General features: G+C 43.8%; 11 protein-coding genes, 2 tRNA genes and 1 pseudogene. 11 read left to right on the forward strand and 3 right to left on the reverse strand.

The window, feature by feature from the left end; genetic code table 11:
* Window positions 1-58: 58 nt before the first annotated feature.
* On the reverse strand, window positions 59-1,492 hold the full coding sequence (gene dacB, locus H5300_RS07400) for a serine-type D-Ala-D-Ala carboxypeptidase (RefSeq protein WP_182795731.1): 1,434 nt from the start codon (window positions 1,490-1,492) through the stop codon (window positions 59-61).
* Window positions 1,493-1,603: 111 nt separating this feature from the next.
* Window positions 1,604-2,611: a porin gene (locus H5300_RS07405; protein WP_182795732.1), complete on the reverse strand. Its 1,008-nt coding sequence runs from the start codon at window positions 2,609-2,611 to the stop codon at window positions 1,604-1,606.
* 517 nt (window positions 2,612-3,128) lie between these two features.
* Here H5300_RS07405 and greA point away from each other — a divergent pair.
* Complete coding sequence (gene greA, locus H5300_RS07410) at window positions 3,129-3,602, forward strand: transcription elongation factor GreA (RefSeq protein WP_061018733.1); 474 nt, start codon at window positions 3,129-3,131, stop codon at window positions 3,600-3,602.
* A 125-nt stretch (window positions 3,603-3,727) separates the two neighbouring features.
* On the opposite strand, the gene yhbY is transcribed toward greA, so the two are convergent.
* Complete coding sequence (gene yhbY / locus H5300_RS07415) at window positions 3,728-4,024, reverse strand: ribosome assembly RNA-binding protein YhbY (RefSeq protein ID WP_004734509.1); 297 nt, start codon at window positions 4,022-4,024, stop codon at window positions 3,728-3,730.
* Between the two features lie 114 nt (window positions 4,025-4,138).
* Between yhbY and rlmE the strand changes: the two genes are divergently transcribed.
* The 10 genes and pseudogenes from rlmE to H5300_RS07465 form a co-directional block, all read left to right on the forward strand.
* Window positions 4,139-4,768 carry a 23S rRNA (uridine(2552)-2'-O)-methyltransferase RlmE gene (gene rlmE, locus H5300_RS07420; RefSeq protein ID WP_017079994.1) on the forward strand — a complete coding sequence of 210 codons (630 nt, stop codon included), beginning with the start codon at window positions 4,139-4,141 and terminating at the stop codon, window positions 4,766-4,768.
* 107 nt (window positions 4,769-4,875) lie between these two features.
* On the forward strand, window positions 4,876-6,846 hold the full coding sequence (ftsH, locus tag H5300_RS07425; protein ID WP_102534911.1) for an ATP-dependent zinc metalloprotease FtsH: 1,971 nt from the start codon (window positions 4,876-4,878) through the stop codon (window positions 6,844-6,846).
* Window positions 6,847-6,936: 90 nt separating this feature from the next.
* Entirely contained in the window at window positions 6,937-7,767 is an 831-nt protein-coding gene (gene folP, locus H5300_RS07430) for a dihydropteroate synthase (RefSeq protein WP_102487627.1), read from the forward strand.
* 21 nt (window positions 7,768-7,788) lie between these two features.
* A complete protein-coding gene (gene glmM, locus H5300_RS07435) occupies window positions 7,789-9,129 on the forward strand; it encodes a phosphoglucosamine mutase (protein WP_182795733.1) in 1,341 nt (446 codons plus the stop codon).
* A 278-nt stretch (window positions 9,130-9,407) separates the two neighbouring features.
* Window positions 9,408-9,740, forward strand: coding sequence for a preprotein translocase subunit SecG (secG, locus tag H5300_RS07440; protein WP_004734504.1), 333 nt, complete (start codon window positions 9,408-9,410; stop codon window positions 9,738-9,740).
* 16 nt (window positions 9,741-9,756) lie between these two features.
* Window positions 9,757-9,841, forward strand: a tRNA-Leu gene (locus H5300_RS07445).
* Between the two features lie 53 nt (window positions 9,842-9,894).
* Window positions 9,895-9,971 (forward strand) — tRNA-Met (locus H5300_RS07450).
* Window positions 9,972-10,208: 237 nt separating this feature from the next.
* Window positions 10,209-10,664 (forward strand): ribosome maturation factor RimP, encoded by a 456-nt coding sequence (gene rimP, locus H5300_RS07455; protein WP_004734501.1) that lies wholly within the window; start codon window positions 10,209-10,211, stop codon window positions 10,662-10,664.
* Between the two features lie 35 nt (window positions 10,665-10,699).
* Window positions 10,700-12,187 carry a transcription termination factor NusA gene (gene nusA / locus H5300_RS07460; protein ID WP_004734499.1) on the forward strand — a complete coding sequence of 496 codons (1,488 nt, stop codon included), beginning with the start codon at window positions 10,700-10,702 and terminating at the stop codon, window positions 12,185-12,187.
* 22 nt (window positions 12,188-12,209) lie between these two features.
* Window positions 12,210-12,854 (forward strand): annotated as a pseudogene (locus tag H5300_RS07465) (translation initiation factor IF-2 associated domain-containing protein); the annotation flags it as partial.
* Window positions 12,855-12,979: the final 125 nt, after the last annotated feature.

Raw genomic sequence — 12,979 nt, forward strand, 5'->3', positions numbered from 1 at the left:
TTAAGATCTTCAGCGCCATTTTTTAGTTTTTAATTAACCGCTTACAACAAACTGAACGCTACTGAGATTTGCTCTGTGTTTGACTAAACTCGACTACATCTTTGTAGAAAGCGCGTTCAAACTGAATGATCGGTGCTTCCACTGGTTTGTCTGGATCTTGTTCTTCAGGGAAGTAATCACGAACAAACTGCACAAACAGAGAGCTTGGTTTTCCCGCCTTATCTAATCCGTATCCCGCCATGTTGTAACTGCCGTATAGAGAACCACTTTTGGCGATAATGTTGCCTTGAATCGGTGCTTTTCTCATGCTTTGACGGTATTTGAGCGTTCCATCAGTGCCAGATGTAGGCATAGCCTCAATCAGGTTGAGCTGTTGATCGTTTTCCCAGATATAACGAAGCACTTGAGCCATGGTCTGTGACCTCATTCGGTTATTTCTGGATAACCCTGAACCATCGACGAGCTGCGCTTTACGGAGGTCAATATTAGCCTTGGTCAGTAATATCTGTTTTATCGCTTCAGTACCGTTATTGAAGCTACCCGGTTGAACATAAAATGTCGCTCCTAGCGTTTTAGTTAGATTATCTGCGATAAGGTTATCCGACTTCTTGAGCATGATATCGAGCAGTTCAGGAAGCTTTTCTGAGTTGTGACTAGCGACTAATGTGGTTTTGTCTGTTTTCGCTTTTTTACCAATAATCACATCACCTTTTACTTCTATTTTCAGTTCTTTGAGAAGCGATGTCACGACTTGATAGGTGTAAAGTTCTGGATTTTGAATCGCGAACTTGAGTGGCAGTGGCTTTTTACGTTCAACTAAGCAACCAGAGAGCTTGTAAGCGTTATCAGGTGTGGTGATGAGCTCTAAGTCGCATTGTGTTGCCTTCTTCCCAGAGCGAGTTACCGTGGCAGCGGTGGTCGTCACGTCTATCGGATAGTGAGCGGGAATATAAACGCGAGTGCTGCCATTATCTTTTGTATAAATAGAGGCTTGTGCGCAGTTGCTGTCTAAGGTCATTGCACTAGAAGGCGCGCTGTAACAAACGCCTAGAATGTCCCAAGGCCAACCCACGGCTCGCTGATAGCCCGTAAAAGCCGAGTTATCGAGGTATAAGTTGCCTTTGATAGTTCTGGATTGAGACTTAGCGTATTGAGCTAAAAGGCTTTTAAGCTGTTCTCGTTGCAGGGTTGGGTCGCCGCTGAATGAGATCACAACATCTTTATTAGAACGAGCAATGCTGGTCGTGTAGTGAAAGTCATCCCCTAACTCCAACTTAGCTGCTAAAGCTGTCACCAGCTTTAAAGTACTAGCGGGGGGATAGAAGCCATCACTGTTGGAATTCATTTTGTATGAATCGCCTCTCAGGGATTCCAAAATTACACTGGTCCTACTGCCATCAGGCAATTTATCTAAAGGGGCGTAAGCGAAAGCGTTAACTGAGAAAGCGCTAATGGAAAAACTACATACAAGTAGTGTGGATAGAAGGCGCATAGAAGATTTCTTGGATGGCTGATGTTTTCAGTATACAGATATAAAAAACGCCCGCTAGATAGCGGGCGTTTTGATTCTCAATTAACTAATTAATCAATTAGATAATCAGAATTAGAAGTCGTAACGTAGACCTAGAGCGATTTCGTCTTCAGCTTGAGCAGAAGTTGCTTTGCCGTTAGAAGTTAGGTTTGTTGTACCGATCGTATCATTTTCAGAGATTAGGTTGAAGTTGTACGATACGTAGCCACGGAAGTTAGGCTTGAAGTAGTACGTTGCGTCGATTGCGATGTTGTCTGCAGACGTTTCGCTATCAGTTTCAGCGTTGTTGTACGTAGTTGTGAATACAGTTTGGCCTAGCGTGTAAGCTGCTGCGAATTCGTAACCAGTGTAGTCTACAGAGTCGTTAGTCGTTGCGCCTGTAGTCTGCTTTTCACCATCTGTGAATACACCTGCGAAGTAAAAGTCAGAGATAGCGTAAGAAGCTGAAAGCATGTACTCGTTAGATTGGTCTTGGTCTGCGTAACCAGCACCTAGCTTAACGCCAGAATCGCCGATAGCGTAGATAGCCGAAAGAGAGTAACCATCTTTACCATCGTCAATGAAATCACCGCCGTTTTCAGAACGGTCAGCAAAAGCGTAGCTTGCTTTTACTGCAAGATCTTGAAATTCGCCTTTGTATGAAATCATGTTGTCTTGGCGGTCAGCCACTGCAAGTTTGTCAGCAGCAGAGTTACCGTGGTATGCCATGATATCTGTGAAGTCAGTGATTACGCCTAGAGCACCGTCGTTTTTACCGTAAGTTACTTCGCCGAATGTACCGCCTAGGCCAGCGTATGTGTAACGGTTATCGATGTATTCTCCATCGTCATTTGTTTGAGTTGTGAATTCACCTTCGTAGAAACCCACACCGTATAGGCCGTCTTGGATTTCAACTTTACCTAGGAAGTTAAGACGAACACGAGTTTTGTCTTCAGCTTTTCCATCTTGCATAGATAGACGAGCTTCAGCACGGCCGCCCATTTCAACAGAGTTACCGTCTTGATTGTATAGTTCTGCCGCGTTAGCGCCAGTAGTAAGAGCTGCAGCAGATACAGCAAGCGCGATCATAGTCTTGTTCATGTTATTAATTCCTAATTACTGTCCATAAAGGTATTTATTAAGGATTTGAATCCTTTTTGTGTATTGCTCGTATTAATCAAGCTTCATAATCATGCTTAGAACAAAAGCGTGAAACTTGCCAGAGCAATTCATGAGGTAATTTTTACCCCTAAAGTTCCATAGTCAGTTAGTAAAATGATATCAATAAAAATTATGAACGATGTTTTATTGTGTTTAATGCTATTCAACCTATTGTTTTTTCTTGTTTTTTTTATAAAAATGTGATCTGTGTTTATTTGGTTTATTTTTGTTTTTTTTAGGTATTTGATCGCTGACTTATTGATGGGTGGGTTATTATTCATTTTTGTGATGTCTGTAATTTAGACTTAGATAAAGCTTTTATAACGCAAAGTGGAATAAAGGTGATTTAGCCATAAAGTTTGTTTACACTAAGCCAAATCGTTTTGTTTCTATCACCCAATAAATGCGTTGGGTGTATTTATGTTGGCCAAAGAAAGCTTTGGCATAGAGGTAAAAAATGGAAAAGGTTCCAATGACAGTACGTGGCGCTCAACAGCTACGTGACGAATTAGATCGCCTACTTAAGCTACGTCCTATTATTTCAGCAGCTATTGGTGAAGCACGTGAACTCGGTGATTTGAAAGAGAATGCAGAGTACCACGCTGCTCGTGAAGAGCAGGGTATCTGTGAAGCTCAAATTCGAGATATAGAATATAAGCTATCGCTAGCTCAGATCATTGATGTAACTCAGATGGATAATACGGGTAAGATTATCTTTGGTACGACAGTAACTTTGATCGATGTCGATACGGATGAAGAATTCCGCTACCAGATCGTTTCTGAAGATGAAGCTGACATCAAAACTGGTCGCATTTCTGTGAAATCACCGATCGCTCGTGGCCTTATTGGTAAGATGGAAGGTGACGAGGTTATTATCTCTACACCTGGCGGTGATAAAGATTTCGAAATCGACAAAGTAGAATACATCTAATTGAATTTACTTTGGTTCTAATAAGTAAAAAGGTCGCTAATGCGACCTTTTTCGTTTCTCACGCTACACTAAAAGATAAGCACGGTGGCTTTCTTATTGTGGAGCTAGCTTGATGTCAAACTAGCTTATTTGCGTGGAATCTCGATTTTACGTGCTTCTGACTGACGGAACAGTACTAGAACTTTACCGATAGTCTGTACTTTCTCAGCTTTAGATTCACGTACAATTGCATCGATAATCAGTTGCTTAGTCTCACGGTCTTCTGATGCAACTTTAATCTTGATCAGTTCGTGGTGGTCTAGAGCCAATTCGATCTCCGCTAGAACAGCTTCAGTAAGTCCATTTGCGCCCATTAGCACTACAGGTTTTAAACTGTGAGCTAGGCCCTTTAGATGCTGCTTTTGTTTGGTACTTAGGTTCATTACGCGGCCAATTTTATTTAGTATTAGGGTTGAAAAAACCTATTTTAACGCCATCTAAAGCTGAAGACTATAATTTATTCAGCAATTAGTACTTTCCTCCAGTTTAGGTATCCAATGAGCAAACAGAAACACTCGGCCAGTTCAGGCCGTTGGTTGAAGGAACACTTCGACGACAAGTATGCAAATGAAGCAAGAAAAAGAGGCTATCGTTCGCGTGCTTATTTCAAAATGGAAGAGATTCAAACGAAAGATAAATTGCTGACTCCTGGGATGACCATTGTGGATTTGGGCGCAGCGCCTGGCGGTTGGTCTCAATATGCTGCTAAGATTATCGGAGACAACGGTCAAATCATTGCTTGTGACTTGCTACCTATGGATCCGATTGCTGGAGTGAGCTTTTTACAAGGCGATTTCCGCGAAGAAGCTGTGCTAGAAGCTTTATTGGAACGTATACAACCAAACATGGTTGATGTCGTGATGTCTGATATGGCACCTAATATAGCAGGCAACAATTCTGTGGATCAGCCAAGAGCTATGTATTTAGTTGAATTAGCTTTGGATATGTGTCGACAAGTTCTAGCTACCAATGGTAGTTTTGTTGTAAAAGTATTCCAAGGCGAAGGGTTTGACCAATATGTTAAGGACGTCCGTGAGATGTTTAAAACAGTCAAAGTGAGAAAACCCGACTCTTCTCGAGCTCGATCTCGTGAAGTGTTTATCGTAGCAACTGGTTACAAAGGTTAACGATTCTCTTCCAAGAGTGAGAGTTAACAACATGGCTACAGGTTACAAACTGTAGTACCCTACCTTTAATTACAATTAGTTATCGAGAGGCTTACACCTTGAGTGACATGGCAAAAAATTTAATTCTGTGGCTTGTTATCGCGGTTGTGTTGATGTCGGTCTTCCAGAGCTTTGGCCCTGGGGAAAGTAACGGCAGAGCAGTAGATTACACCACGTTTGTACAGGAAGTTGGCCAAGGCCAGATTCAAGACGCACAGTTCAATAACAGCGAAATTACTTTCACACGTCGTGGCGGTGGTTCTAAGTATGTAACTTACATGCCTGTTTATGATCAAAAGCTACTTGATGACTTAATTAATCAAAACGTAAAAGTTCAGGGTACACCACCTGAAGAGCAGAGCCTGCTTGGCACTATCTTCATCTCTTGGTTCCCAATGATCTTACTAATTGGTGTGTGGATTTTCTTCATGCGTCAAATGCAAGGCGGCGGCGGCGGTAAAGGCGCGATGTCTTTCGGTAAGAGTAAAGCTCGAATGATGAGCGAAGAACAAATCAAAACGATGTTTGCGGATGTTGCTGGTTGTGACGAAGCAAAAGAAGACGTGAAAGAGCTTGTGGATTACCTTCGTGACCCAAGTCGCTTCCAAAAACTGGGTGGTAAGATCCCGACAGGTATCCTGTTGGTCGGTCCTCCTGGTACTGGTAAGACATTGCTTGCAAAAGCAATTGCTGGTGAAGCGAAAGTACCGTTCTTTACTATCTCAGGTTCTGATTTCGTTGAAATGTTTGTTGGTGTTGGTGCATCTCGTGTGCGTGACATGTTCGAGCAAGCGAAGAAAGCAGCACCTTGTATCATCTTTATCGATGAAATCGATGCTGTAGGTCGTCAACGTGGCGCTGGTGTTGGTGGTGGTCACGATGAACGTGAGCAAACACTTAACCAAATGCTGGTTGAGATGGATGGTTTCGAAGGTAACGAAGGTATTATTGTTATCGCTGCGACTAACCGTCCAGACGTACTTGACCCTGCATTACTTCGTCCTGGTCGTTTTGACCGTCAAGTTGTGGTTGGTCTACCTGATGTACGTGGTCGTGAACAGATTCTTAAAGTGCACATGCGCAAAGTTCCACTATCAGGTGATGTTGAACCATCTCTGATTGCTCGTGGTACTCCAGGTTTCTCTGGTGCAGATCTTGCGAACCTTGTGAACGAGGCGGCGCTATTTGCAGCTCGTGGTAACAAGCGCAATGTATCGATGGTTGAGTTTGAACTTGCGAAAGATAAGATCATGATGGGTGCAGAGCGCCGTTCAATGGTGATGTCGGAAGAAGTGAAAGAGTCAACAGCTTACCACGAAGCAGGCCACGCAATTGTTGGTCGTTTGGTACCTGAACACGATCCAGTGTACAAGGTGTCAATCATTCCACGTGGTCGTGCACTTGGTGTGACTATGTATCTACCTGAGCAAGATCGCGTAAGCATGTCTCGCCAACACCTAGAGTCAATGATCTCTAGCTTGTACGGTGGTCGTCTTGCTGAAGAACTTATCTACGGTAAAGACAAGGTTTCGACTGGTGCGTCTAACGATATCGAACGTGCCACTGATATTGCTCGTAAGATGGTAACGCAGTGGGGCTTCTCTGAAAAACTAGGTCCTCTTCTATATGCTGAAGAAGAAGGCGAAGTTTTCCTAGGTCGTGGCATGAGCCAAGCGAAACATGTTTCTGACGATACAACTCGACTTATCGATGAAGAAATTCGTATTCTTATCGACCGTAACTATGCTCGTGCGAAGCAGATTCTTGAAGAGAACATGGATCTCATGCACTCGATGAAAGATGCGCTGATGAAGTTTGAAACGATTGATGCAGGTCAGATTGATGACTTGATGGAACGTAAAGACGAGATTCGCGAGCCTGCTGGTTGGGGTGATGAAGCAAAAGCTGAACCTGCAAAGGAAGAAGCCAAGCCTGAAGCTGAAGCTAAATCAGAAGAACAAGCTAAAGCAGACCCAGAAGAATCGAAAGTTGAAGAAGTTAAATCTGAATCAGATGATACTAAAAACAAAGATTCTTAATCGCTAAGCTATAAATTAAAACCCTGACTACGCTCAGGGTTTTTCTGTTTATAGCCCAAGGTGTTTTTTACTCTTTAAGACCTGCCTTTCATGATATTAAAAGCAAACAATAAAACGCTCGTTTTAGACCGCCCACATGTAATGGGTATCCTCAATGTCACCCCTGATTCTTTCTCTGATGGCGGAAAATTCAACTCATTAGACAATGCATTGCAGCAAGCTGAACGAATGATTCAAGCCGGCGTTTGCATTATTGATATTGGTGGTGAATCGACTCGTCCTGGAGCACCGGACGTTTCCTTAGAGGAAGAGCTCGCTCGAGTTATTCCTGCAATTAAAGCGATTCGTACCAAGTTTGATGTTTGGATTTCTATTGATACCAGCAAAGCGGAAGTGATGCGCCAAGCTGTTGAAGCGGGTGCTGATTTGATCAATGATGTACGCGCTTTACAAGAGCCAGGTGCCCTACAAGCTGCCGCTGAGGCTAATGTTCCTGTTTGCCTGATGCACATGAAAGGCCAACCAAGAACCATGCAAGCTAGCCCAGTTTACGACGATGTTCTAATGGATGTTGAAGCATTCTTACAAGAAAGAGTGGAAGCTTGTGAGGCTGTAGGAATCTCAAAAGAACAGCTGATTCTGGACCCTGGTTTTGGTTTTGGTAAAACCATTGAACACAATTACCACCTATTAGCGCACCTTGAAAAATTTCATACGCTTGGGTTGCCAGTTTTAGCTGGGATGTCGAGAAAATCGATGATCTTTAAGCTACTGGACAAGGCCCCAGCAGATTGCATGGTAGCCAGTGTCACTTGCGCGACTATCGCTGCAATGAAAGGCGCACAAATTATTCGCGTTCACGATGTTGAAGATACATTGGAAGCGATGAAGATAATCGAAGTGATGAATAACAATCACTAATAATAATTAAGGAAAATCAATATGTCTGATAAAAGACGTTACTTCGGCACAGATGGTGTACGTGGCAAAGTTGGCCAATACCCGATTACACCTGATTTTGTTCTGAAGCTTGGCTGGGCTGCAGGTCGTGTTCTTGCGAAGCAGGGCACCAAGAAAGTGATCATTGGTAAAGATACTCGTATCTCTGGCTATATGCTTGAGTCTGCGTTAGAAGCTGGCCTTGCTGCTGCGGGTCTTCAGGCTACGTTTACTGGCCCAATGCCAACACCTGCTGTTGCTTACTTAACACAAACTTTCCGTGCTGAAGCGGGGATCGTTATCTCTGCATCGCATAACCCTTTCTATGACAACGGCATTAAGTTCTTCTCTTCTGAAGGCACTAAATTGTCGGATGACATTGAGTTGGCTATCGAAGCTGAACTAGATAAAGATATCGAGTGCGTGGAATCTTCTGCATTGGGTAAAGCTGTACGTTTAAATGATGCAGCTGGCCGTTATATCGAATTTTGTAAAAGTACATTCCCACACAAAATGACGTTAGCGGGCATGAAAATTGTGGTGGATTGCGCACATGGTGCGACTTACCACATTGCGCCAGCGGTATTTAAAGAGTTGGGTGCTGAAGTGATTGCAATGGGTGTTGAACCAAATGGTACTAACATCAACCACGAAGTGGGTGCGACAGATGTGCGTGCTCTGCAAGCTAAAGTACTTGAAGAAAAAGCAGCGTTAGGCCTAGGCTTTGATGGTGACGGTGACCGCATCATCATGGTTGATGAGCTAGGTAATAAGGTTGATGGTGACCAAATCGCTTACATCATTGCTCGTGATGCGTTGCGTCGTGGTGAGTTGAAAGGTGGCGTTGTTGGTACACTAATGACCAACCTTGGTATGGAAAACGGCCTTAAGCAGTTAGGTATTCCGTTTGTTCGTGCTGCTGTTGGTGACCGTTACGTCATGGAGCAACTTCTTGCTAAAGGCTGGAAGATCGGTGCAGAAAATTCGGGTCACGTTATCCTATTAGATAAAGTGACGACAGGTGATGCTATCGTTGCTGCCTTGCAAGTATTGGCTTCAGTTGTCGACAGTGAAATGACACTGAATGAACTTTCTCAAGGTATGACGTTATATCCTCAAGTTCTAGAAAACGTTCGTTTCAGCGGTGACTCAAATCCACTCGAAGCAGAAGCGGTGAAAGCGGCGGTTGTAGAAGTAGAAGCTGAGCTTGGCGAGAAAGGTCGTGTGCTATTACGTAAGTCTGGTACCGAGCCACTACTGCGTGTCATGGTTGAAGGCGAAGACGCAGAGCTTGTTCAAGCGTCTGCGTTTAAGATTGCAGATGCAGTAAAAGCAAACTGCTAATTTAACCTTTTACTTAACCGGCGAAACGAATAGCGCCTGTGATTAGAAGTGATTGACTTATATAACGGTCAAAAGAGACGTAAATGAGTTTTGTGTCGCTTTTGACCTTTTTTTAACCATTCGCTTGGTAAAGGCTTATTTTTTAGCAAATTCCCCTTGTCAGCCATCGTCGCATTCGCTAGTATTGCTCGGCCTTCAGTTAGGAGGTCGCTAGCCTTGTTCTTGAAAATAGTTTTTTGAACGGCGCTGGCTCAACAATTAGGAACATAGGTGGAAAAATGTTTACAGTTCTACTTGTGATTTACCTGTTGGCAGCGCTTGGTGTAATTGGCCTAGTGTTGATTCAACAAGGTAAAGGCGCAGATATGGGAGCCTCTTTCGGTGCTGGCGCTTCAAACACTGTGTTTGGTGCTGGTGGCTCAGGAAATTTCCTTACCCGAATGACTGCAGTTTTTGCAACTACATTTTTTATCCTTAGCTTAGTGCTTGGTAATATGTCTACACATAAAACTGAGTCACAATGGATTGACCCGACTCAAGGTCAGGTAATTCAGCAAGCTGAAGATGCAGTGAGTGAAGTTCCGACGCAAGGCGACGAAATTCCACAATAAGCTGCAAAGATTTGATGCCGAGATGGTGAAATTGGTAGACACGCTAGCATGAGGTGCTAGTGCCTTAGGGTGTGAGGGTTCGAGTCCCTCTCTCGGCACCATGTTTACAAACTTGTAAAACATCTTGTTGGGCGTATAATGCTCACAAGTCGGACGCGGGATGGAGCAGTTTGGTAGCTCGTCGGGCTCATAACCCGAAGGTCGTCGGTTCAAATCCGGCTCCCGCAACCAATTTCAATGCTATTATATAGCTTGTATTGGTAGCAAGTTTGCACAGTGTGAACCTCACTGTGAGTTAAGTGTGATATCGAATGTGATGACACTTAACATATAAGGGTCCAGCAACAAAAACCCCGGCTTATACGGGGTTTTTTGTTATCTAAGCATTTGTAAATGCCTTTAGATGATAATGTTTGCTTGGAATTTAAATTGGGCTTTGAGCCCTTTTTTTGTTTCTGGAGTGGTTAAATGACTGGTTTAGAGAGACAACTTACTGAAATGCTTGACGCTCCAGTAGCAGCATCAGGTTATGAGTTAGTTGGATTAGAATTTATTCGTGCTGGTGAGCACTCAACGCTACGTATTTACATCGATTCACCAAATGGTATCAATGTAGATGATTGCTCTGAGGTTAGTCACCAAGTAAGTGCCGTAATGGACGTTGAAGATCCAATTTCAGTGGCTTATAACCTTGAAGTGTCTTCACCAGGTTTAGAGAGACCACTGTTCAAAGCAGAGCATTACCAACAATTTATTGGTCACGAGGTAAGCATCGTTTTGAAAATGGCTGTCGGCAACCGTCGTAAATGGAAAGGTGATATCCAATCTATCGAAGGCGAGACAGTGAAAGTATTGGTTGAAGGACAAGAAGAAGAATTCGTCCTGAGCAATATTGCGAAAGCTAACCTGATCCCTAAATTTTAGTTCTCCTAGTGAGAAGAGCTTAAGAGGCTAGATTAATGAACAAAGAAATTTTGGCGGTAGTAGAAGCTGTTTCAAATGAGAAAGCAGTTCCTCGTGAGCGTATTTTTGAAGCGCTTGAAATCGCGCTTGCAACGGCAACAAAAAAGAAAAGCGAATTAGAAATTGAAGTTCGTGTAGAAATTGACCGTAAAACGGGTAATTTCGAAACTTTCCGCCGTTGGGAAGCTGTTGAGGAAGTTGAATTCCCAACAAAAGAAATCTCTATTGAAGCTGCAAAGTACGATGATCCAGAGATCGAACTTGGCGGTTTCATTGAAGATGATATCGAATCAGTAACGTTTGACCGTATTACGACTCAAACGGCTAAGCAAGTTATCGTACAGAAAGTACGTGAAGCAGAACGTGCTCAAATCGTTGAACAGTTTATTGACAACGAAGGCGAGCTCGTAACTGGCGCAGTTAAGAAAGTTAACCGTGACACAGTGATTCTAGACCTCGGTAACAACGCTGAAGCGGTAATCCTTCGTGACGACCAACTTCCTCGTGAAAACTTCCGTCCAGGTGACCGTGTTCGTGGTCTTCTTTACGCAGTTAAACCAGAAGCTCGTGGTTTCCAGCTTTTCGTTACTCGTTCGAAGCCAGAAATGCTAGCTGAACTATTCCGCGTTGAAGTGCCTGAGATTGGTGAAGAGCTAATTGAACTTAAAGGTGCTGCACGTGACGCTGGTTCTCGTGCTAAAATCGCCGTGAAAACAAACGACAAACGTATTGACCCTGTTGGTGCGTGTGTTGGTATGCGTGGTGCACGTGTACAAGCTGTTTCTAATGATCTTGGTGGTGAGCGTATCGATATCGTTCTTTGGGACGATAACCCAGCTCAGTTCGTTATTAACGCAATGGCGCCTGCTGATGTTGCTTCAATCATCGTTGATGAAGATGCACACTCTATGGATATCGCTGTTGAAGCCGATAACCTGGCACAAGCGATTGGCCGTAGCGGTCAAAACGTACGTCTAGCTTCTCAACTAACGGGTTGGGAACTGAATGTAATGACTGTTGCTGATCTAGAGAAGAAGCACCAAGAAGAAGCAGTTGCTTCTATTGAAAACTTCATGAAGCACCTAGACATTGAAGAAGACTTTGCTCAAATGCTTGTTGAAGAAGGCTTCTCTACACTTGAAGAAGTGGCATACGTTCCTGTGAACGAGCTTCTTGAAGTCGACGGTCTAGACGAAGGTATCGTTGAAGAACTACGTAACCGCGCGAAAGACGCACTGACTACTCTAGCGCTAGCGAAAGAAGAGACTTTCGACGGTGTTGAGCCTGCTGAAGACTTACTTGCACTTGAAGGTCTTGAGCGTGAAATGGCTTACAAGCTAGCAGCAAAAGGCGTTGCGACATTGGAAGACCTAGCTGACCAAGGCGTTGATGAACTAGAAGGCATCGAAGACCTAACTGCAGAGCGAGCAGGCGAGCTGATTATGGCTGCGCGTAACATCTGTTGGTTCGGCGACGAAGAATAATTCAGCAAGGAGAGAAAGCGGTATGACACAATTAACAGTTAAAGCACTGAGTGAAGAGATTGGTACGCCAGTTGACCGCTTAATTGAACAACTTGCTGATGCAGGAATGAAGAAAGCAGGGTCGGATCAAGTGACTGATTCAGAGAAGCAAACATTGCTAACGCACCTTAAAAAGGAGCATGGCGATACTTCAGGCGAAACAGAACCGACTCGTTTAACTCTTCAACGCAAGACCCGCAGCACGCTAAGTGTTGCCGCTGGAGGCGGTAAGAGTAAGGATGTTCAAGTAGAGGTACGTAAAAAGCGTACTTACGTGAAGCGCAGCACTATTGAAGATGAAGCGAAACGTGAAGCTGAGGAAGTAGCTAATCGTGAAGTGGAAGAGAAAGCACAACGCGATGCTGAAGAGCAAGCGAAACGTGATGCTGCAGAGAAAGCACAGCGCGAAGCCGAAGAAAAAGTAACACGTGAAGCGGATGCAAAACGTGATTCTGAAGAGAAGGCTCAACGCGCACAAGCTGAAAAGGCTAAAAAAGACATGAATTCAAAAAATGCAGACGCTAACGCACAAGCGAAAAAAGAAGCGGATGAACTTAAAACTCGTCAAGAGCAAGAAGCAACTCGTAAAGCCGAAGCTGAAGCAGCTAAGCTTGTTGAAGAAGCTCGTATGCCCAAACGATTCTTCGATATCAGGGCCCATGATGACATGTCCGGTTCTGTTAAGAATGACAGGGACGGCTGATGATGTACCGATTTGATAAAGAAGGCGGTCGTAGACCTCGAGCATATTAA

It is taken from the genome of Vibrio sp. SG41-7, from assembly GCF_014164465.1.
GTDB classification, from domain to species: domain Bacteria; phylum Pseudomonadota; class Gammaproteobacteria; order Enterobacterales; family Vibrionaceae; genus Vibrio; species Vibrio splendidus.

Bases quoted from the DNA above. Each gene is read 5' to 3' on its own strand.
- dacB (WP_182795731.1), bottom strand. From the start codon at position 1,492: ATGCGCCTTCTATCCACACTACTTGTATGTAGTTTTTCCATTAGCGCT.
- H5300_RS07405 (WP_182795732.1), bottom strand. From the start codon at position 2,611: ATGAACAAGACTATGATCGCGCTTGCTGTATCTGCTGCAGCTCTTACT.
- greA (WP_061018733.1), top strand. From the start codon at position 3,129: ATGGAAAAGGTTCCAATGACAGTACGTGGCGCTCAACAGCTACGTGAC.
- yhbY (WP_004734509.1), bottom strand. From the start codon at position 4,024: ATGAACCTAAGTACCAAACAAAAGCAGCATCTAAAGGGCCTAGCTCAC.
- rlmE (WP_017079994.1), top strand. From the start codon at position 4,139: ATGAGCAAACAGAAACACTCGGCCAGTTCAGGCCGTTGGTTGAAGGAA.
- ftsH (WP_102534911.1), top strand. From the start codon at position 4,876: ATGGCAAAAAATTTAATTCTGTGGCTTGTTATCGCGGTTGTGTTGATG.
- folP (WP_102487627.1), top strand. From the start codon at position 6,937: ATGATATTAAAAGCAAACAATAAAACGCTCGTTTTAGACCGCCCACAT.
- glmM (WP_182795733.1), top strand. From the start codon at position 7,789: ATGTCTGATAAAAGACGTTACTTCGGCACAGATGGTGTACGTGGCAAA.
- secG (WP_004734504.1), top strand. From the start codon at position 9,408: ATGTTTACAGTTCTACTTGTGATTTACCTGTTGGCAGCGCTTGGTGTA.
- rimP (WP_004734501.1), top strand. From the start codon at position 10,209: ATGACTGGTTTAGAGAGACAACTTACTGAAATGCTTGACGCTCCAGTA.
- nusA (WP_004734499.1), top strand. From the start codon at position 10,700: ATGAACAAAGAAATTTTGGCGGTAGTAGAAGCTGTTTCAAATGAGAAA.